Here is a 1,032-nt window from a genome sequence, read left to right as displayed (position 1 = left end):
GGCGCTGTCCCAATTACATGTTGAAAGGCTAACCTTGAAGTAGGTCATCACCCTGAGGGCCTCCATAATGGATACCCAAGCCTTTCAACATCTACTGTCTCTCTTTCCACAGCTCACCATGCGCCAGCGTCGCCTCGCGCAACATGAACTCACTACCCCTCACCCAATCACCTCGCTGGCTGCTCAACTCCCCGCTTGTCGATGTTGCCCTCACTGTCAGGCCGAGGCTACGCTGTTGGCTCCCTGGGGTTGGAGTCGAGGGCTGCGTCGTTATCGCTGCAAGCAGTGTCTGCGCACCAGTTCCGTTCTCACCAAGACGCCTCTGGCTCGACTTCGCAAGGCACAATGCTGGGAAGACTACGCCCAGGCCCTCATCGACGGTCTGACCGTCCGACAGGCTGCCGTCCGCTGCGGAGTCTGTAAAAACACCGCCTTCTTGTGGCGTCACCGCTTCCTGAAAGCCATGGCGAGTCACCAGGCGGCACGGGAAGGGGGTATCGTCGAGGTTGATGAGACCTTCTTCTTGGAGTCGTTTAAAGGGCAACGTGGTTTGCCCCGCCAGGCCCGCCACCGTGGGGGCAAAGGCCGTACCCGAGGCACAGGGCCGGATTACATCCCGGTGATGGTGGTTCAGGACCGGGCTGGTCACCATGCGGATTTTCAGTTGGAGAAAATGAATGCCGAGACGGTGATAGCTGTTTTGACACCCCTTGTCTCGTCAGATGCGGTGTTGTGTAGCGACGGCGCCGGGGTGTATGCCAGTTTCAGCAAAGCGCAGGGAGTGACCCATCAGGTCGTGCGCAATCGCCAAGGCGAGCGTGTGGTTGGCGCGTACCATATCCAGCATGTAAACGGATATCACCGTCGGTTGAAAGAGTGGATGGAGCGGTTCCATGGGGTAGCGACCCACTATCTGAGAAATTATCTGGGTTGGCGAAGGATGTTGGAGCGCTACGGGCGGGAAGTGAATGTACCACGTTGCTTGCATGAGGCGCTGGGGCGCCCCATGCAACACGTAATTGGGACATAGCC

1 protein-coding gene is annotated in these 1,032 nt (G+C 58.3%); it reads left to right on the top strand.

Translation table 11 applies throughout. From position 1 onward, the window contains the following. Positions 1-67 precede the first annotated feature (67 nt). The gene (locus ACB037_RS21250) at positions 68-1,030 is read left to right on the top strand and encodes an IS1595 family transposase (protein WP_371175899.1); all 963 of its coding nucleotides are present in this window, start codon (positions 68-70) and stop codon (positions 1,028-1,030) included. The last annotated feature ends 2 nt before the right edge of the window (positions 1,031-1,032 follow it).

The organism is Aeromonas sp. S19(2024) (assembly GCF_041402625.1).
GTDB classification, from domain to species: domain Bacteria; phylum Pseudomonadota; class Gammaproteobacteria; order Enterobacterales; family Aeromonadaceae; genus Aeromonas; species Aeromonas caviae.
The sequence above is the reverse complement of the archived record's forward strand: the minus strand, read 5'-3'. Positions and strand labels throughout refer to the sequence as shown.

Bases quoted from the DNA above. Each gene is read 5' to 3' on its own strand.
- ACB037_RS21250 (WP_371175899.1), top strand. From the start codon at position 68: ATGGATACCCAAGCCTTTCAACATCTACTGTCTCTCTTTCCACAGCTC.